The sequence below is a fragment of the Rhodococcus pseudokoreensis genome, assembly GCF_017068395.1.
GTDB classification, from domain to species: domain Bacteria; phylum Actinomycetota; class Actinomycetes; order Mycobacteriales; family Mycobacteriaceae; genus Rhodococcus_F; species Rhodococcus_F pseudokoreensis.
On the sequence record NZ_CP070619.1, the window covers coordinates 5,250,407 to 5,268,607 of the forward strand.

The 18,201-nt window shown below is 68.0% G+C and carries 15 protein-coding genes; 8 read left to right on the forward strand and 7 right to left on the reverse strand.

Annotation, left to right across the window (positions count from 1 at the left end; genetic code table 11):
- Positions 1–2: 2 nt before the first annotated feature.
- On the reverse strand, positions 3–845 hold the full coding sequence (locus JWS13_RS29160; RefSeq protein WP_241032378.1) for an NAD(P)-dependent alcohol dehydrogenase: 843 nt from the start codon (positions 843–845) through the stop codon (positions 3–5).
- A gap of 171 nt (positions 846–1,016) precedes the next feature.
- Between JWS13_RS29160 and JWS13_RS29165 the strand changes: the two genes are divergently transcribed.
- Together JWS13_RS29165 and JWS13_RS29170 are read left to right on the forward strand one after the other, a co-directional pair.
- Positions 1,017–1,991: a PDR/VanB family oxidoreductase gene (locus JWS13_RS29165; RefSeq protein ID WP_206008878.1), complete on the forward strand. Its 975-nt coding sequence runs from the start codon at positions 1,017–1,019 to the stop codon at positions 1,989–1,991.
- A gap of 44 nt (positions 1,992–2,035) precedes the next feature.
- Entirely contained in the window at positions 2,036–3,238 is a 1,203-nt protein-coding gene (locus JWS13_RS29170; protein ID WP_206011776.1) for a cytochrome P450, read from the forward strand.
- Positions 3,239–3,274: 36 nt separating this feature from the next.
- On the opposite strand, the gene JWS13_RS29175 is transcribed toward JWS13_RS29170, so the two are convergent.
- The gene (locus JWS13_RS29175) at positions 3,275–4,813 is read right to left on the reverse strand and encodes a PucR family transcriptional regulator (RefSeq protein WP_206008879.1); all 1,539 of its coding nucleotides are present in this window, start codon (positions 4,811–4,813) and stop codon (positions 3,275–3,277) included.
- Positions 4,814–4,976: 163 nt separating this feature from the next.
- Here JWS13_RS29175 and JWS13_RS29180 point away from each other — a divergent pair, with 163 nt between their 5' ends.
- Positions 4,977–6,356 carry an MFS transporter gene (locus JWS13_RS29180; RefSeq protein ID WP_206008880.1) on the forward strand — a complete coding sequence of 460 codons (1,380 nt, stop codon included), beginning with the start codon at positions 4,977–4,979 and terminating at the stop codon, positions 6,354–6,356.
- A 37-nt stretch (positions 6,357–6,393) separates the two neighbouring features.
- Positions 6,394–7,410, forward strand: coding sequence for an agmatinase (gene speB / locus JWS13_RS29185; protein ID WP_206008881.1), 1,017 nt, complete (start codon positions 6,394–6,396; stop codon positions 7,408–7,410).
- A 79-nt stretch (positions 7,411–7,489) separates the two neighbouring features.
- On the opposite strand, the gene JWS13_RS29190 is transcribed toward speB, so the two are convergent.
- The 3 genes from JWS13_RS29190 to JWS13_RS29200 are packed head-to-tail and all read right to left on the reverse strand — an operon-like array spanning position 7,490 to position 11,175.
- Entirely contained in the window at positions 7,490–8,401 is a 912-nt protein-coding gene (locus tag JWS13_RS29190; protein ID WP_206008882.1) for a GNAT family N-acetyltransferase, read from the reverse strand.
- Between the two features lie 2 nt (positions 8,402–8,403).
- Positions 8,404–9,594 carry an aromatic ring-hydroxylating oxygenase subunit alpha gene (locus JWS13_RS29195; protein ID WP_241032379.1) on the reverse strand — a complete coding sequence of 397 codons (1,191 nt, stop codon included), beginning with the start codon at positions 9,592–9,594 and terminating at the stop codon, positions 8,404–8,406.
- Between the two features lie 51 nt (positions 9,595–9,645).
- Positions 9,646–11,175, reverse strand: a complete 1,530-nt coding sequence (locus JWS13_RS29200) for a class I adenylate-forming enzyme family protein (protein ID WP_206008883.1) — start codon at positions 11,173–11,175, stop codon at positions 9,646–9,648.
- Positions 11,176–11,291: 116 nt separating this feature from the next.
- Here JWS13_RS29200 and JWS13_RS29205 point away from each other — a divergent pair, with 116 nt between their 5' ends.
- A complete protein-coding gene (locus JWS13_RS29205) occupies positions 11,292–11,894 on the forward strand; it encodes a TetR family transcriptional regulator (protein ID WP_206008884.1) in 603 nt (200 codons plus the stop codon).
- Between the two features lie 165 nt (positions 11,895–12,059).
- Here JWS13_RS29205 and JWS13_RS29210 read toward each other — a convergent pair whose 3' ends face one another.
- A complete protein-coding gene (locus JWS13_RS29210; RefSeq protein WP_206008885.1) occupies positions 12,060–12,962 on the reverse strand; it encodes a LysR family transcriptional regulator in 903 nt (300 codons plus the stop codon).
- A 140-nt stretch (positions 12,963–13,102) separates the two neighbouring features.
- On the opposite strand from JWS13_RS29210, the gene JWS13_RS29215 reads away from it, so the two are divergent.
- Genes JWS13_RS29215 through JWS13_RS29225 form a run of 3 tightly spaced genes read left to right on the forward strand, consistent with a single transcriptional unit; the run spans position 13,103 to position 17,357 of the window.
- The gene (locus tag JWS13_RS29215; protein ID WP_206008886.1) at positions 13,103–14,467 is read left to right on the forward strand and encodes an MFS transporter; all 1,365 of its coding nucleotides are present in this window, start codon (positions 13,103–13,105) and stop codon (positions 14,465–14,467) included.
- Positions 14,464–16,179, forward strand: a complete 1,716-nt coding sequence (locus tag JWS13_RS29220; RefSeq protein WP_206008887.1) for an acyl-CoA dehydrogenase family protein — start codon at positions 14,464–14,466, stop codon at positions 16,177–16,179. Before JWS13_RS29215 ends, JWS13_RS29220 begins: the two co-directional genes overlap by 4 nt.
- Positions 16,176–17,357 (forward strand): CaiB/BaiF CoA transferase family protein, encoded by a 1,182-nt coding sequence (locus tag JWS13_RS29225; RefSeq protein ID WP_206008888.1) that lies wholly within the window; start codon positions 16,176–16,178, stop codon positions 17,355–17,357. Before JWS13_RS29220 ends, JWS13_RS29225 begins: the two co-directional genes overlap by 4 nt.
- A 12-nt stretch (positions 17,358–17,369) precedes the next feature.
- Here JWS13_RS29225 and JWS13_RS29230 read toward each other — a convergent pair whose 3' ends face one another.
- A complete protein-coding gene (locus JWS13_RS29230) occupies positions 17,370–18,065 on the reverse strand; it encodes a FadR/GntR family transcriptional regulator (protein ID WP_206008889.1) in 696 nt (231 codons plus the stop codon).
- Positions 18,066–18,201 lie beyond the last annotated feature (136 nt).

Below are 18,201 nucleotides of genomic sequence, written 5' to 3' on the forward strand. Positions count from 1 at the left end.
CGTCAGTCGGCAGACACCGAGAGTACGACCTTTCCGCGCACCTGCCCGTCGACGAGGCGGCGGAGGGCCGTCGCGGCCTCGCCCAGTGGGTAGGTCCGCTCGACCACCGGTGTGACGTCACCCGACTCGACGAGGTCACGGAGCACGCGCACGTCGGCGCCGTCCTCCTTCGAGACGAACACGCACAGCGTCCGACGCGAGAAGGGGGACAGCGCCAGTGCGCGGAGTTGGCGATCCGTGCCGCCCAGCCACCGTCCGTCCGTCTCGCCGCCGACGATGACAAGTCTCCCGCGCGGAGTGAGGACCCGGCGCAACCGCGACAGGGACGTGTTGCCGCCGATGTCGAGGACGACGTCGTAGCGTCGCCCGAGCCGGGTGACGTCTTCGCGGGTGTAGTCGACGACGTGGTCGGCGCCGATCGACCGGACCAGGTCGACCTTCGCGGCGCTGCATACGCCGGTGACCTCCGCGCCGTACGCCTTGGCGATCTGCACGGCGAACGTGCCCACGCCGCCGGAGGCGCCGAGGATCAGCACCGACTGCCCCGCCGCGATCTTGCCGTGGTCGCGTACCGCCTGCAGCGCCGGGAGGCCGGAGATCGCGATCGCCGCGGCCTGCACGAACGTCAGGTCGGCCGGCTTGTGTGCGAGTTTGGCCGCGGGCGCGCACGCGTACTCCGCGAACGTCCCGGTGCCGATGCCGAAGACGTCGTCGCCGGGCCGGAATCCGCTGACGCCGTCGCCGACCGCCTCGACGCGCCCGGCGAGGTCCATCCCGGGAACGGCGACCTTGGGCCTGCGGAAGCCGTACCCGGCGAGGCGCAACGGGTACGGGAGTCCGGTCACGCAGACCGGGCTCGATCTCGTTCTGGACGGGCTCGAGCGTGTGACGGCACCGGAAATTCGCCCGGGGAAGTGACCCTGATTACGGTCTCGACTTTCAACTATTGAAAATGCTCTGGCGGCTCGGACCCCCCTCGGAAGATCCTCGAACAAACGCGAGATCGAGGAGTCGAGATGCCACAGAACCCGGTTTCTTCCGGTACGCCAGCGGACGCGGCGCTGCGAGTTGTCGCCAAACATGTTGTCGCGGAGGGTGTCGTAGCGCTGACCTTGCGGCATCCGGACGGCCGGCGGCTGCCGGACTGGGCGCCCGGCGCCCACATCGACCTGATGCTCCCGAACGGGCTGACCCGCCAGTACTCGCTGTGCGGTGACCGTTGGGACGCGCACACCTACCGGGTCGGGGTGCTGCGGGAACCCGCAGGCCGCGGCGGGTCCGCGTACGTCCACGACGAACTGGCCGAGGGCGATCTCGTCGGGGTCGGTGGTCCGCGCAACAACTTTCGGCTCGTTCCCGCGCCGAGGTACCTGTTCGTCGCCGGCGGCATCGGAATCACCCCGCTGCTGCCGATGATCCGCCAGGCGGAACTGATGGGAATCGACTGGCAACTCCTGTACGGCGGCCGCACCCGGACGTCCATGGCGTTCCGGGACGAACTCGCCGGTTACGGCGACCGGGTGGTCGTCGTGCCCCGCGACGAGCAGGGCCATCCCGACCTGCCTGCGTACCTCGCCGACGCGGCCGCCGCCGACGCGAAGGTCTACGTGTGCGGACCCGGGCCGCTGCTCGCGGCCGTCGAAAAATGTTGCGCCGAATGGCGTGTGGGCTCGCTGCGGACCGAGCGTTTCGTGCCGCAGGACCGGGGCGCTCCGCTGCGCGACGAATCGTTCGAGGTGGAACTCGCGCGCTCCGGCCTCGCGGTGACGGTGACTCCCGGCGCCAGCGTCCTCGATGCGGTGCAGGCGGCCGGGGTCACCGTCCTGTCCTCGTGCCGCGAGGGCACGTGCGGCACCTGTGAGACGACCGTCCTCGCCGGCGCCCCCGACCACCGCGATTCCGTCCTCGACGACGACGAGCGATCCCCAGGCGACTGCATGCTCATCTGCGTCTCACGGTCGTGCTCCGACCGCCTCGTGCTCGATCTCTGACACGCCCAGACGTGACACACCCAGCGAAGGGATTTCCCGTGACGATGTTCGCCCCCGCCCCCACGTTGCCCGTCAGCGACGCCGACCCGTTCGCCCTCGACGTCCTGCAGGATCCGCTGCAATTCCAGGCGGACCTGCGGGATGCGGGCCCGGTCGTGTACCTGCGGCGCTACGACGTCTTCGCGCTCGGCCGCTACGAGCAGGTTCATGCCGCGCTGACCGACTGGCAGTCGTTCCAATCCGCCGCCGGTGTCGGTTTGAGCAACTTCCGGTACGAGACCCCGTGGCGTCCCCCGAGCATCCTGCTCGAGGCCGACCCGCCGCACCACGACGCCCCGCGGGCGGTGCTGAGCAAGATCCTGGGTCCGCGCGCACTGCAGAAGCTCAGGGCGTCGTGGATTCAGGACGCGGATGTCCTCGTCGACCAGTTGCTCTCGAACGCAACCGAATTCGACGCGGTCACCGACCTCGCTGCCGCGTTTCCGCTGCGAGTCTTCCCGGATGCCGTCGGCATCTCCCGCACCGGAAGGGAGAACCTGCTGCCGTACGGCGACCACGCCTTCAACGCGTTCGGTCCGGTCAACAGCCTGGTGGAGAAGGGTGCGCCCCGGGTGGCCGAACTGTCCGGCTGGGTCAGCGAGCAGTGCGCGCGCGACGCGCTCACCGGCGACGGCTTCGGTGCGCAGATCTGGGCGGCGGCGGACCGCGGCGACATAACGTACGAGCAGGCGCCCCTCGCCGTGCGCTCGCTGCTGACGGCAGGGGTGGACACCACGGTCAACGGGCTCGCGGCCGTGCTCTACGCGTTCGCGCGGCATCCGGAGCAGTGGGCGAGGCTGCGCGAGAATCGCACGCTGGCCCGGACGGCGTTCGACGAGGCCGTCCGGTGGGAGTCGCCGGTCCAGACGTTCTTCCGCACAGCCACGAGTGACACCGAGATCGGCGGCACGGTGATCCCGGACGGCAGGAAGATCCTGATGTTCCTCGGCGCCGCGAACCGCGATCCGCGCCGGTGGGACAATCCGGACGTGTTCGATCTCGGCCGGAATCCGTCCGGGCACGTCGGGTACGGGATGGGCATCCACCAGTGCGTCGGCCAGCACGTCGCCCGCCTCGAATCGGAGGCGCTGCTGACGGCGCTCGCATCCCGGGTGGAGTCGCTGGAGATCGCCGGGCCGGTGCGCCGGCACCTCAACAACACACTGCGGTCGTGGGAATCGGTGCCGGTGCGGGTGCGGCTCGCCTGACAATACGTACGTATGTATTGACAGAATAGGCGCTGGTCACGTCGCCGGCTTGGACTCCGACCGGTCGCTGTCGCGGGTGTAGAGCAGTTCCGCCGCGCGGACGGCGAGCCAGAGTTCCGACAGTGAATTGGTGTCCGCCAGGTCGCGGGACGTCAGCGCCTCGACCTTGCGGATGCGGTACATGACCGTCTGCCGGTGAATGTGCATTGCCTGCGCGGTCTGCTGCCACGACCGCTGGTTCTGCAGGAACGCGTCGAGCGTTTCGACGAGCCTCGAGTTGTGCTGTTCGTCGTAGTCCAGAACCGGGCGCAGGATCCTGTCCACCAGGGTTTGTGCGTCGGCCACGCTCGACAGCCCGACCCAGGGGACGGCGCTGCCGTACCGGGACACGACCGTCTCGCGTCGTTCGGCGATCGACAGCGCCCACGCGGCCTCCCGGGCCGCATCCTGAAAACGCGCGAGGGACCCGACGGTTCGGCTGATACCGATGCGGGCGGTCGGGCCCAGCGCGCGGGACAGCACCGAGTCGGTGCCCGGGCCGTCGGGCACCAGGACGTGCGCGGTACCCATACGCACCAGGCACAGGTACGGGAGCGTGTGCCGCCACAGCGAATTGTGCAGTTCGAGCATGCGCTCCGGCTCTTCGCTGCGCGCCGCCACCAACACGGCGGATTCGGGTTTCAAGCCGAGATCGGCGAGTTGGGCGGTGACCCCGGCGATGTCCATGCGCCCTTCGAGCATCTGGGTGAGAAGCCCTGAACCGTACCGGCGTTCGTGTTCGAGCATCAACTGTGTCTGGGACAGTTCGATGGCGACGACGGTGGCAGCGTGCTGAAGCTGGATCGGGTCGACACCGACCCGCGGATCGCTGAGCGTGACGAGTGCGGCGCCGGCGTGGCGTGGGATGTCGGTGAGCATTGCCGCCCGGTCGCCGACCGACGGAAGTCCGTACGCGCCGCCCGCCACGTTCTTCGACGCCTCGGACAACGCCACCACGGCGTCGCTGATTGTCGGGTCCAGCGGGGTCGTGCCCGGAAACCAGGGCTCCCCGGTGGCGCGGTCGCACACCTGGATCTCGCAACCCAGTTCGCGTGCGAGTGCGGACAGAAGGTCGGCGGGCGCCGCGCCGCGGGCGGTGTGCCTGCGGATCAGGTCGTAGATCCGGACGGTGCGAGCGAGGCGATGCGACTGGTCGAGGAGGGTGGCTTCGGCCACCGACCGGGAAATGGCGACGAAGGGGAGGGGATACCGGATCCACAGGACCGGGAAGCCCAGTTCGTCGCTGGTGCGTGTGAACGCGGCCGTCAGTCGCGGGCAGTACATGTTCTCGCCGATGCCCAGCCCGGCCACACCGGCGTCCGCGAGGTGCCGGACCAGGTCGGCCTGCTCCTTCGCCGACTTCGGGAACGACATGCCGTTGGTCATCAGGAACTCGCCGCCGGTGACCCATCGCCACGGTTCGGGCAGGTCGGAGGTGTGGGTCCAGGTGACCTCGCGACCGAGTCCGGACGCCCCGGAATACACCTCCAGGCGCAGATGCGGGATCTCCACCAGCTCACCGACCGTGACAGCCACGGAGCCTCCTCTGCGTCAATGCCCAATCAGGTTTGTGCGATCGAATAAAGCGTAACCACTGGTTTTGCGCATTGGCTACTCGTGTTCCGCCCAAACGGCCAGGCATTCTGTGTTGGACGTCACAAACGGCAACACCCGCACTTCATCCAGTCCAGGAGCCCCAATGACTAGTACCGGTCATCTCATAGACGATGCACCGTTGACCTCCTTCCACAAGAAGCTGACAGCGTTCTCCTCCGGCGGGCCGTTCATCGACGGATTCGCGTTGTCGATCATCGGCGTCGCGCTCATCACCATGGAACCGGCGATGAGCCTGAGCACCACCGAGATCGGATTGATCGGTGCGGCAAGTTTGGTCGGGATCTTCGTCGGCGGCGGAGTGTTCGGCTACGTGACCGACAAGATCGGCCGGCATTTCATGTATATCGCCGACCTGGTCGCGCTCGCGGTGTTCTCCGTCCTCTCCGCGTTCTGCGGTGAGGCCTGGCAGGTCATTCTGCTGCGCTTCCTGCTCGGTGTCGCGATCGGCGCCGATTACCCGATCGCCACGTCACTGCTGGCGGAATTCCTGCCCAAACGGCAGCGCGGCCGGCTGCTCGGTGCCATGTTCGTGGTGTGGGCGGTCGGTGCCGCCGCTGCCTACATCGTCGGCTACCTGGCGAAGGATCTCGGCCCGGATGCCTGGCGCTTCCTCCTCGCGAGTCCCGCCATCTTCGCCGTCATCACGCTGCTCGCCCGGATGGGTACACCCGAGTCGCCGCGGTGGCTGATGAGCAAGGGGCGCATGGCCGAGGCCGACAAGTCGATCAAGCTCGTCTACGGCGAGCAGTACGGTGTCGCGGACCTGCCCGAAGAGCCAGTGGTGAGCACGTCGTTCATGCGGGTGTTCCAGAAGCCGTACCTCGAGCGCACCATCTTCGTGGCGATCTTCTGGACCGCCCAGGTGATCCCCCTGTTCGCGGTGTACACGTTCGCCCCCGACCTGCTCGAATCCTTCGGTTTGTACGGCGACGCCAACCTCTACGGCGGTTCCCTCATCATCGCGGTCCTGTTCGTGGTCGGCGGCATACCCGGTCTGTGGCTGGTCGAGAAGATCGGACGACGCAAACTGCTGATCGGGTCGTTCGCCGTCATCGGTGTCACTTTGGCCGTCCCCGCCCTGATCCCGGACGTTCCGGCGGAGATCTTCTTCCTGGCCCTCGCAGTCTTCGCGATCGGCTCCGGTGCCTCGAGCTTCCTCGAGGTGGTCTACCCGAACGAGTTGTTCCCCACCGAGGTTCGAGCCACTGCGGTCGGTGTCGGCACCGCGATCAGCCGAATCGGGTCCGCCGCCGGCACCTATCTGATGCCGATGGCGCTGATCAGCTTCGGCGCGAGCGGCGCACTCATGATCGGAGCGGTTGTCACGCTCATCGGGCTCGTGGCCTCCATTTTCCTCGCACCGGAAACCCGCGGCGCGTCGCTGACGGACACCGCATCGAAAACCGAGTCAGAAGTAGAGAAATCCGACGATCCCGACCCGGCGCCCGTGACCCGCGCCTGACCTGACAAGAACCTTCCCGAGTACAGGAGAGACAGCCATGCCCCAGCCCAGAGAATCCCTCGTCGGTGCACTGCCCGCAACCCAGGTTCCCCGCTACGCCGGCAAGGGCACGTTCGCCCGCATCGCCGACATCCACGAGGTCGACGACTACGACATCGCGATCCTCGGTGTCCCCTTCGACGGCGGCACGTCGTACCGGCCCGGCGCCCGGTTCGGCCCCATGGCCGTCCGGCAGGCGGCGCGGGCACTCCGTCCCGGCTACCACGTCGAACTCGGCGTCGCACCGCTCGAAGAAGTGCAGGTCGTCGACGCCGGTGACGTGACGGTCACGCCGTACGACATCGGCGAGGCCTGTCGGCAGATCGAGGCACACGCCGCCGAGATTCTCGGCGCCGGCGACCGCAAGATCGTCTCGATCGGCGGCGACCACACGATCGCCCTGCCGAATCTGCGGGCGCTGCACGCCAAGCACGGACCGATTGCCCTGGTGCACTTCGACGCTCACCTCGACACCTGGGACACCTACTTCAGTCAGCCGGTGACGCACGGGACGATCTTCCGGCGCGCGTTCGAAGAGGGTCTTCTGGTCGAGGACCACTCCATTCACGTCGGAATCCGCGGTCCGATCTACGACCAGGCCGACCTGAACGACGACGCGCGGATGGGATTCCGGATCATCCGCGCAGGCGATCTGGACGTGATGGGCATCGAGGCGGCCGTCGACGTGGTCCGCCGGCGCGTCGGTGACGTCCCGGTGTACGTGTCGATCGACATCGACGTCCTCGACCCCGCGTTCGCCCCCGGAACCGGCACACCCGAAGCGGGTGGCCTGACATCCCGCGAACTGCTCCGGATGCTGCGTCAGCTGACCGGGCTCAACGTCGTCGGCGCCGACGTCGTCGAGGTGGCCCCGGCCTACGACCATGCCGAGATCACCTGTGTCGCAGCCGCTACCGTGGTGTTCGACCTCGTGTCGCTCATGGTCGCCGGTTCACAGCGCGACACCGTCGCCGCGGCGGCCGAAGCCATCGGCGCCTCGGTGCCGAGTTACTGACCACCCTGAACCACCGAACGTGCTGACGAAGCGGCGCCCCGGCGACGGGGCACCGCTTTCTGCGGTCAGCTGTGCCGGCCTACCCGAGTATGAACAGGGCGTCGCTCCGGTCGTGCTGGAAGGCGGCGGACCTGAGCACGTCGAGTGTGGTGGCATCGGTTGCGTCGACGCTGGTTTCGATGGAGACACAGCCGCGTGCCCAGAGGTGCTCGATCGCGGTCCGGACGACGCCCACCGACCGGTCCCGACTGTCGGCGTCGACGTCGAGGCGAAGTAGGCCGGCGCGATGCGGTTCGTCGGTCAGGCCGACCCGGACGTGGCCTGCGACTGACCCGTCGGCGTCGGTGATGCACAGCCTCGTGTCGGTGGCGTCGGCCTCCTCGAAGTGCCGCCACACGGACGGCGTACCGGTGTCGGGGCCGGCGTCCGCAGTCACTACGAACGGCGGTTGCGGGGCGCGGGCCATGCGGGACGCGGCGTAGTCGGAACGGGACGGCAGGAGGAGCCTGTCGCGCCGGCCCCCGAATTGTGCGCCGAATCGTCGCGCCAGCCGGCCGGACGCCGGATGCGAGCCGTAGGAGCACCCGACGAACGTTGCACCGTCGGTGGTCCCGAACGGTGCGGGCAGCCCCGACAGGTCGGCACCGACGGTCTCGAAGACGGCGGTGGCGACGCCCATCGACCGGAATTGCGGGTCGACCACGATGTCCACGGCCCACAGCGACGATCCCAGTTCCCGCGCGGTGACCACCGCGGCGAGCACGGGTGCACTCGGCGCGGCGGTTGTCCACCGATGCAGAAGGGTGCGGACCTCGGCGGTCAGGTAGCGCGCCGAGGACCCCGAAAAGGACTGGTCCGGTGCGGAGAATCCCATCTCCGCATCGGCGTCGCGCGCCGCCCGGAACAGAGGGGCGGTGCCCTGTGATGGGGGACCGTCGTAGCTGCGGAGCGAGATCAGGTCGGGCTCGGTGTCCTCGAACGCGGCGGGCATCCTCACACCTCCGGCGCCGTCTCGACGAGCCGGCGCACTTCCCGCCGGAAGAGGTGGCTGGCCAGTTCGTTCCGGCCGAGCAACATCGTTCCCGCATCCATGCTCGACAGCACACGTTGCGAACCGTCGAGGATGGGGAAGTCCTCGTCGTGGAGGATCGAGATGAGGATGTCCCAATTCTTCTTCCACCGTTTCTCCCAGTGTTCCTCGGCCAGCCCGCTGTCCTCGACCGTCGGGGCCATCACCCGCATCTGCATGATGGACTCGTTCGGATCTGCCCCCACCGGACGGAACGTGAGAAGCTCGATGTGGGTCGCGTGCTTGAGCAGCATGGTGTTCGGTGCGAGAAAGCAACTTTCGATGGTGTGGTTCACCATCGACGGATCCCACGTCACGTCTTGGCCGATGAACTGGTCGATGCTCTTCCGGCTGGTCAGGAACCAGAAGTGCCGGCCGTAGTCCTCCATGGCAACGGCGTTGGTGTGCAGCATCTTTCCTGCCGTGTTGGGATGCGCATACTTGACGTGGTAGTTGTCGAGGAACCCGTCCTGCATGATCTTCCAGTTGGTCGGGCGGCGATAGGTGTGCGGATCGATGCTGACCAGACGGTCGATGCCGAACCCGGCGAGAATCCCGTCCATCTCGGGGCCGAGCCACGCCGCGACGTCGATTTCCCGTCGGGCGTTGTCGATGATCCAGACGAAGCCGTGACGCTCCTCGACGGGAAGCTCGACGAGGCCGAACCGGGACCGGTCGAAGTCACCGAAAGTGTTGTCGAGGGTCACGTTCCGCAGCCGGCCGTCCGGATCGTACGACCACCGGTGATACGGGCACGAGAAGATCCGGCACTTGCCGGATTCCTCGGTCACCAGTTCGGCGCCGCGATGCCGGCACGCGTTGACGAACGCTTTGACGCTGCCATCCTTCTGCCGGATGACGATGGCCTTGTTGCGCGGCAGTTCGACGGAGATGAAATCGTTCTTGCCGGCGAGTTCGGTGCTGTGCGCGACGATGAACGGCACTTCACCGAAGATGCGGTCCCGTTCGAGTTCGGCCAGCGCCGGATCGTGGTAGTCGGAAGACTGGAACGGTGCGATCTCGTCCCACTGGTCGGTGACGGAATCGCTGAGGTGCGTCAGCAGCTTCCGCAGTGCGCGGTCCCGCACGGTCTGCATGTCGTTGTCGATGGTCATGATGAATAACTCCAACTCGTTCGCGATGGACACTTGTGGTGCGAGGCGGCTCTAGGACGCGGTTCGTCCGATGCGATCGTGGTGCTCGGACAGGTCGGCGTATTCGGCTCGCAGGATCCGTTTGTCGATCTTCATGCTCGATGTGCGCGGCAGCGGGCTGTCCCGGAACACGACATAACGGGGCACCTTGTAGTTCGAGAGCCGATTCCGGCAGTGTTCGACGATCTCGCCGGTGGGGACCTCACCGGCCGTGCGAATCAGAATGGCCGGGGTTTCACCGAATTCGTCGTCGGAGACGCCGATGACCGCAGCCTCGAGCACGGCAGGCAGTTCGAGGACGGCGCGTTCGAGTTCCGCGGCGTAGATGTTCATCCCGCCCGAGATGATGACGTCCTTGGTGCGGCCCACGACCCGGATCGCGCCTTCGTCGTCCTTGACGCCGACGTCGCCGGTGCGCAGCCATCCCCCTGCGAACGTCTGCTCGGTGAGCGCGTCGTCCTGCCAGTAGCCTCGGGCGACGCCGGGGCCGGAGACCCAGATCTCACCCGGTGTTCCCGCAGGGCAGGGTGTCCCGTCGAGGCCCATGATCTCGACGGCGGTGAGGATGCCGCCGAAGCCGACCGATTCCGGTTTGCGAATGGACAGTTCGACGGTGGGGAAGGTGACCATCGACAGCGACTCGGTGAGCCCGTACGCCTGGCGCAGGCCGACTCCCTTCGCGGACCAGGATTCGATGAGACTGAGAGTCACCGGGTTTCCGCCGATGAACACCACCTTCAGCGACGAGAGATCGGTGGACTCGAACGATGGGAGCGCTGCCATCTGCTCGAAGAAGATGGTGGTGCCCGCCATCGTCGCCACACCTTCGGACGCGATGAGCGACATCGCGACCTGCGGATCCCACTTGGGCAGCATCACGATGCTGCCGCCGAGAACCAGCGGTGCGAGGAATCCGTTGAGCAGGCCTGCGGCGAACGACATCGAGCTGAGGTTCAGGGTGCGCGCGCCCATGAGTTCGGGCGCCTGCAGCGACCACTCGAAGAACGCGCCGAGCAGCGATTCGTGGGTGTAGACGACGCCCTTCGGCAGTCCGGTCGACCCGGACGTCGGAATGATGCACACCGCGTCGGCCGGATCGGTCGAGGGAGCGGGCAGGGGCGCGTCCAGATCGGTGGTGTACATCGTCCGGGCATCGAGGATCCGGGGCGGCTCGGTGATGCCGGTGCAGGCCGCTTCCGCGGTCTCGCGGTTGGCCGCCGCGGTGACCACGACTCTCGGGGTCAGCTTCTGATAAACCTCGCCCAGTTCGACGGCCTTGTGCCGCTCGTTCAGTGGGCACAGCAGGGCTCCCGCCCGGATCGCCCCCAGAGCGGCGATCGCCCACTCCACGGAGAGGCCGCCGAGGACCCCCACCCGGTCGCCGGGCCGCACGCCCGAAGACACGAGATGCGCGGCGGCCCGATCCATCGCGACGCTCAGTTCGCTCCAGGTCAGCGAGAGGTCGTGACAGATCAACGCCGGTGCGTCGGGTTGGCGAACCGTCCAGGCCTGGATGGCGCGGAGAATGGTGGTGTCACGCATCGACGTGCTCCTTGTAGGACTCGGGGTGGTGGGCTGGTGGTGTGTGCGGGCGGGATCTGCGGGCAGAAGGGGTGACGCGGTCGGGGGTACGATTCGCGCGGACCTGAGGAGGATCAGTGGGACGCAAGCCGGCGATCACGCGGAGCGCCGTGGTGTCTGCCGCGATCGAGATCATCGACCGCGACGGCATGGACGGATTCAGCCTCGAACGGATCGCAACGGCGCTCAATGTGCGGGCACCCTCCCTGTACAACCACTTCGCCGACAAGACCGAGATCCTGTCGGAGGTGGCGCGTGCGGTGGTCCTGGAGACTCCGCGGATTCCGGACCCGGCACCAGGGCAGTGGCGGGACTGGTTGATCGCCGAGTCCCTCGAGTTCCGGAATTCGTTGCTCCGCCACCCGAATGTCGTTCCGGTGGTGTTCACCTGGTTTCCCGAGAACCTCCTGCACAAGTTGTACGCGCAGTATTCGAGGCTGTTGGGGGATCAGGGAGTTCCGTTGTCCCGTCAGCTGTTTCTGCTCGAGGCCACCCACCGCATGACGGTGGGATCCGCGATGTGCACCGCGACCGGCAGACCCGCGCTCGTGGAGTTGCCGCCGAACGGTTCGGTGGAACCGTCCGAGGGAACGTCCGTCGCGGTTCGGGACGCCGACGAGGCGCTGTTCGTCGAGATGCTCAGAGCGTTCCTGGTCGGTGTCGACGTCGAAGGTAACTGACCGCGGTCCGACTCCGGGTCGAGTCGATCGGTGGGCGGGCGATCGGCGGTGAAGACATCCCAGGCCTCCTCGGGCTGGTGAAGCGCGTGTCCGTGGTGTGAGACAACGCTACATCGAGCGTGACTTGTCTCACGAGAAATAAACTATAGGCGTTAGTAAATTCGGTCAAGCCCCCACGTGGCCGACATTTCCGATCACGTCGCGCAGCACCCGGGTGACCGTCTGCACCGCGGGCGACGGATTCGCGTCCTGCCAGGCCATGGCGATCGGGAGGGTCGGGGCGTCACCCGCGATGGGCAGGTATTCGACACCGTCCATCGTCAGGTGTGCCGTCGAATCGACCACGACGGCCACCCCGACCCCGGCGCCGACCATCGCGAGCAGGCTGTACGGGTCGGGGGCTTCGTGCGCGACGACAGGGGCGAACCCTGCCGCCGCGCACAGCGCGAGCGTGGCGTCGCGGACCACGGAACCGTGTTCGGCGGGGTAGATCACGAACCGTTCGCTCGCCAGTTCCTGCGGCACGACGGCGCCCGCCGCGACGAGGCGGTGGCCGGCCGGGACCGCGACCATCAGTGCCTCCTCGAGCACGGTGTGCGTCGCGAAACCCCGCGGGACCGGCAGTCCGACGATGCCCATGTCGAGGGTTCCGCGGGAGAGGGCGTCGAGGACCTCGCCGGAGTACATCTGCGGGCGGAGGTCGAGTTCGATGCCGGGGTAGGTGTCGGCGAGGGAGCGGGCGAGCATGGACAGCACCGTGTAGCCGCCCGCGCCGCCGAACCCGACGGTCACGCGGCCGGTCTCCCCGGCGGCCGCCGCCTGCGCGATGCCCCGCACGATCCCGATCTGTGCCTCGATGGTGCGGGCCGGACCCACCAGTGCCTCGCCCGCGGCCGTGAGGCGCACGGAGCGGGTGGTGCGGACGAACAGGTCGGTGCCCAGTTCCCGTTCGAGAGCCCGCACGGTCTGGCTGAGTGGGGACTGCGCGACATGCAGACGCTCGGCGGCCCGCCCGAAGTGCAGTTCTTCGGCCACCGCGAGGAAGGCGTGCAGGTGACGGAGTTCCATGACGCTCCTCGGGGACTATGTGTCTGGATCACCTAAACAAGCTGAATTAAGTCTTGGACTCTACACGGAATCCCGGCCATAGTGATGCACACCACCTCAACCTCGGTGTGACGCCCCGAGCACGAAAGTCAGGGAGAACCGTGAATCCGAATCCCGGCCGCGACGCGGCACCACCCGAATACAGCACCCGGCAGGCCCGCAAGGCCGGTGTCACCGCCTTCGTCGGCACCACCATCGAGTGGTTCGACTTCTACATCTACGGCACCGCGTCCGCGCTGGTGCTGGGCCGGTTGTTCTTCCCCGACGCCTCGCCCGCGGTGGGCACTCTCGCCGCCTTCGCGACGTTCGCGATCGGCTTCGTGGCCCGCCCGCTCGGCGGGATCGTGTTCGGTCACTTCGGTGACAAGTTCGGACGCAAGAACGCCGTCATCATCACGCTGATCCTGATGGGGATCGGAACGGTGGGCGTCGGCTGCCTCCCCACCTACTCGCAGATCGGGATCTGGGCGCCGGTGCTTCTCGTCGCGCTCCGCGTGGTCCAGGGTGTCGCCATGGGCGGTGAGTGGGGCGGCGCCGTGCTCATCGCCACCGAATTCGCGCCACCGAACAAGAAGGTGCTGTACGGCGCGTTCGCGCAGCAGGGATCGCCCGTCGGCAACCTGCTCGCGACCCTGGCCTTCCTCGCGCTGACGTTGTTGTCGGACAGCGTGTTCGAATCCTGGGGCTGGCGTCTGCCGTTCCTCGCGTCCGCCGCACTCGTCGTCGTCGCGCTGTACATCCGGCTGCGCATCTCCGAGACCCCGGAAATGAAGAAGGCCGTTGTCGCGCAGGAGCGCACCCGGATGCCGCTCGTCGAGGTGCTGCGTTCGCACCCCGTCGAACTCCTCCTCGGGGTGGGCGCGGTGGTCGCGGGTGTCGCGATCACCTACGTGAAGACCACGTTCGCACTCGCCTGGGCCACCGCCGATCTCGGCTTCGACCGCGGCGACTTCCTCCTCGTGATCACGATCGCGCTCGTCGCACAGGTACTCGTCCAGCCGTTCGGCGCCGTGCTGGCCACGAAGATCGATCCGTCGCGGGCGATCCGGTGGATGCTGCTGCCCGAACTCGTGTTGCTGCCGTTGATGTTTCTCCTGGTCCAATCCGGGTCGGTGCCGCTGGCGATGCTCGGCATGGTGCTCGCTACCGCGCCGCACGCGATGTACTACGCGGCGCTCGCCGGCATCCTCGCCCAGGTCTTCCCGACCAATGTCCGCTACACCGGAATCTCGCTGTCGTATCAGCTGTCCACGGCGATCTTCGCCGGAACCGCCCCGATGCTGTGCCAGTTCCTGCTCACCCGTACCGACTCGATCTGGCCGGTGGTCGCCCTCGGACTCGGCTACGTCGTGCTCTCGCTCGCTTGCATGACGCTGCTGCTCCGCAGGGGTGAGGCCCGGCGAGAATCGGATACCGAGCCCCTCCCCGCCCACACCTCGACCCGGAAAGATGCTGCCCACTCATGAATTTCGCTCACACCGATCCCGCCCTGCGTGCCGTCGTCGACCGCTGGACCGCACCGTCGGACCGTGACACGCTGAACGCCCTGCTCGGCCGGCTCGGCGCAGACGCCGCCGGCCGACTCGACGCACTCGCTGCCACCGCGGACAAGAATCCGCCCGTGCTCGAGCAGTTCGACCGCGACGGCGAACGCATCGACCGGATCACGTACCACCCGGCCTACCAGGAGTTGTGCCGCGCCGCCTACAGCGAATACGGACTGTCCGCGCTGTCGCACCGCGGCGGCCTGCACGGCTGGGACGCGGTCCCGCCGCACCTGGTGAAGTACCTTGCGTCGTACGTCTTCGTGCAGGCCGAGTTCGGGCTGGCGTGCCCCGTGTCGATGACGGACGCCGCTGCCCGCACGCTGCGCATGTTCGGTGACCCGGACGTGTTCGGGCCGTGGATCGACGCGCTGACCTCGACGGACCCCGAGGGTGCGATGACCGGCGCGATGTTCATGACCGAGCCGCAGGCAGGCACGGACATTGCCCGCACGGAGACCCGGGCCGAACGCGACGGCGACGCGTGGCGGCTGACCGGGAAGAAGTGGTTCGCGTCCAATCCCGACGCCGACGTCATCGTGACCCTCGCCCGGTTCCCCGGCGGCGCCGACGGCTCCACCCGCGGCGTCGGAATGTTCATGGTGCCCAAGGTTCTCGCGGACGGCGAGCGCAACAGTTACACGATCGACCGGCTGAAGGACAAGCTCGGTACCCGCTCGATGCCCAGCGGCGAGGTGTCGCTGGCCGGGGCGTACGCCCTGCAGGTGGGCGAACTGGACCGCGGGTTCCGGCAGATGGCCGAGATGGTGAACACCTCGCGGCTGTCGAACGCGATGCGGTCGAGCGCCCTGATGCGACGGGCGGTGCGCGACGCCGTCGACCACACCCGGGTGCGGGTCGTGTTCGGCAAGAACCTGTTCGACCAGCCGCTGATGCGCGCCACCCTGCTGCCGCTCGCGCTCGACGCCGAGGCGGCGCTCGCCCTGGTGGCGTACAGCGCGCAGTGTCTGCAGGCCGCCGACGCCGGAGACGAATCCGCGCGGGGGTTGATCCGGGTCCTCACCCCGCTCGCGAAGCACTACGTCTGCAAGCGGGCCCGGGTGGTCACGGGCGAGGCGATGGAGGTCCGCGGCGGCAACGGCTACATCGAGGAATGGGCACACGCCCGCCTGGTCCGCGACGCCCACCTGGGGTCGATCTGGGAGGGATCGAGCAACGTCATCGCCCTCGACGTGCTGCGGTGCATGCGCAAACTCGGTGCGCACCGTCAGCTGGCGGACACGATGCGCGGCATCCTCGCCGGGCTCGGACCGGACTGCGACGCAGGCGCCGACGTGCTCCGTCGACGGTGGGACGACCTCGTCGACGAGGGCGACCTGCTGGTCGCCGGAGACGAGGACACCGCGCAGGCCGGGTGCGCGCGCTACGCCAACGATCTGGCCCGCGCGACGATGGCCACCCTGCTCTACGATCTCGCCGATGTTGCCGTCACGTCGGGTCGCGGCTACCGGTCGCTGCTCGTCGCCAACGCGTACCTGTCGAGCGACTCCGGCGACGTCCCGGGCGTCGCCCTCCGCCACCTCGCGGCCGTCGTCGACGGCACCGATGTCGCCGCGGACGTCGCGCAGGCCGCCGCACCCCGATCCGACTCTCCGACAGGAGTTCTGCTGTGAGCGCCACCCACACCGGACCGGCACCCCTCGCGGGGGTGCGGGTGCTGGACCTGTCCAAGATCCTCGCCGGACCGTACGCCACCATGTCGCTCGCGGACCTCGGCGCCGACGTCACCAAGGTCGAGCATCCCGAGGGCGGCGACCCGACCCGGTCGTGGGGGCCGCCGTTCGTCGGCGCCGACGCCACGTACTACCTTGCGATCAACCGGGGCAAGAAGTCGGTGACCGTCGACCTCAAATCGGAAGAGGGACAGGACCTCATCCACCGGATCCTGGAGGAGACCGACGTCGTCGTCGAGAACTTCAAACCCGGCAGCGGGTTGCAGCGGATTTTCGACTACCGGACGCTGTCCGAGCGGTACCCGCACCTGGTCGTGCTGCACATCTCCGCGTTCGGGGAGGAGGGTCCGTTGCGGGACGAACCCGGCTACGACATGATCGCGCAGGCCGCCGGCGGCCTCATGTCGCTCACCGGTGAGCCGGGTGGGGCGCCGATGAAGGCCGGATTCGCGATGGGCGATCTGGGGGCGGCGCTGTTCGGGCTGATCGGCGTGCTCGCTGCCCTCGTGGAGCGGTCGCGGACCGGCCGCGGGCAGTACGTGACGACATCGCTGTTCGAATGCCAACTCGCGCTGCACGTGAACTGGGCGACGAACTACTTCGCCACCGGGGAGCGTCCCGGCGCGCTGGGCTCCGGTCACCCGAATCTCGCTCCCTATCAAGCGTTCCCCGCGAGAGACGGGTACTTCGTCGTCGCGGTGGGCAACGACACGCAATGGGCGAGCCTGTGCTCGGCGATCGGGCGGGACGACCTGACGGCCGATCCGCGGTTCGAGCGCAACCGGGACCGGGTGGCGAATCGCGGCGATCTCGAGCGGGAACTGTCGGCGGCCTTCGCACCGGGCACCGTGGAGCACTGGTGCGACACGCTCGCCGCGCACGCCGTGCCCGTGTCACCGATCCGGCACCTCGACGAGATCTACGCCGACCCGCACACCGCGGCGCTCGGCATGATCGGCACGGTCGACCACCCGACGATCGGCAGCCTGCGGCAGATCGCGTTCCCGGTCAGCTTCTCCGGCGAACGCCCGCACCTGACGTCCGCGCCGCCGGTGCTCGGCGCCGACACCGACGCGATCGTCGGTGCCCACCGCCCGCACTCGATGGCAGGCGGGTAGTCCCGGATCCGGTCAGCTGCCCTCGCGCAGCAGCGCGACGTCGGACACCATCCGGATGTGATCGGCCATCGCACGGGAGGCGCCCGCGGAGTCCTGGTCTCGAATCGCCGTCGCAATGCGACGGTGCCCTTCGAGCGAGGCCCGCGGGCGTTCGGCTTGGGAGAGGGATTCGATCCGGGTCTCCCGGATCAGCCCGGAGATCTCGTGCATCAGCTTGGCCAGCAGTGACGAGTGCGCGGCGACGGTGATGGCCTCGTGGAACTGTTCGTCGCCGACGACGCCGCGATCACCGGCGGCGATCTCGGATTCCATCGTCGCGAGTGCGGAATCGATCGCCGCCATCTCCGCGTCGGTCCGGCGCTCGGCGGCGAGCCCCGCCAGCTTGACCTCGAGTGCCTCGCGGGCCTCGATCACCTCGGGGAGCCGGTCGGCGTGTTCCCGCAGGGCCTTGACCGCACGTTCCTCGATGGGTTGCCGGACGAGGACGGCGCCGTCGCCGTGCCGCACCGACACCACGCCCTGCACCTCGAGCGCGACGAGCGCCTGGCTCAGGGACGCGCGAGACACGCCCAGTTGAGCTGCGAGTTCACGCTCGGCGGGGAGGCGGTCGCCCGGCGTCATCCCGTGTTCGGCGATGTGGGCGCAGAGTTGTTCGACGATCACCTCGTACAGCCGCGGTCGCGCTACCGGACGCAGTTGCTCAGCCACTGGGCCACCCACTCTCCATTCCACTGAAACTACTCCACGGTATCTCCCGGAGGCAGGTAACCGCACGCACAGTTGCTGTTGACAGTGAGCCACGACACTGCTTCGATGAAGTGGCTAGGCCAATTTGCCACTGAGT

Excerpts from the sequence above, each read along its gene's own strand:
- JWS13_RS29165 (WP_206008878.1), top strand. The coding sequence starts at position 1,017 with ATGCCACAGAACCCGGTTTCTTCCGGTACGCCAGCGGACGCGGCGCTG.
- JWS13_RS29170 (WP_206011776.1), top strand. The coding sequence starts at position 2,036 with ATGTTCGCCCCCGCCCCCACGTTGCCCGTCAGCGACGCCGACCCGTTC.
- JWS13_RS29180 (WP_206008880.1), top strand. The coding sequence starts at position 4,977 with ATGACTAGTACCGGTCATCTCATAGACGATGCACCGTTGACCTCCTTC.
- speB (WP_206008881.1), top strand. The coding sequence starts at position 6,394 with ATGCCCCAGCCCAGAGAATCCCTCGTCGGTGCACTGCCCGCAACCCAG.
- JWS13_RS29190 (WP_206008882.1), bottom strand. The coding sequence starts at position 8,401 with ATGCCCGCCGCGTTCGAGGACACCGAGCCCGACCTGATCTCGCTCCGC.
- JWS13_RS29195 (WP_241032379.1), bottom strand. The coding sequence starts at position 9,594 with ATGACCATCGACAACGACATGCAGACCGTGCGGGACCGCGCACTGCGG.
- JWS13_RS29200 (WP_206008883.1), bottom strand. The coding sequence starts at position 11,175 with ATGCGTGACACCACCATTCTCCGCGCCATCCAGGCCTGGACGGTTCGC.
- JWS13_RS29210 (WP_206008885.1), bottom strand. The coding sequence starts at position 12,962 with ATGGAACTCCGTCACCTGCACGCCTTCCTCGCGGTGGCCGAAGAACTG.
- JWS13_RS29220 (WP_206008887.1), top strand. The coding sequence starts at position 14,464 with ATGAATTTCGCTCACACCGATCCCGCCCTGCGTGCCGTCGTCGACCGC.